At 60.3% G+C, this 305-nt stretch carries 1 pseudogene; it reads right to left on the reverse strand.

The annotated features are described in order from the left end of the window. A pseudogene (locus ACZ3HH_RS29595) lies at positions 1 to 233 on the reverse strand (ShlB/FhaC/HecB family hemolysin secretion/activation protein); the annotation flags it as partial. Positions 234 to 305: the final 72 nt, after the last annotated feature.

Genomic DNA, 305 nt, shown 5'->3' on the forward strand with positions numbered 1-305 from the left:
TTGATCGGGAAGCAACGGCTGTCGGTAGGGGCCGTCGGCTGGGTAGGCTTCGCCTCCTTGCCGGGCAGGTCCTTGAGTTCCTCAAGACGCCGACGCTGTTCTTCGAGCAGGCGGTCCTGACGCTCACGGATCAGGTCCGTGTCACCCGGGGTTTGCGCAGCATAAGTGAGCGTTAGCGGAGAAAGGCACAGCAAAGCCAGGCACAACCTCGCCCAATGGGCGGGTGACAACATGTTCGATCCCTCGATACGGAAATGACAGCAAGCTCGCGAGCGGACGAATAGCCATATACCGGCTTACTCCCA

It is taken from the genome of Pseudomonas sp. PME37.24/025 (assembly GCF_055556615.1).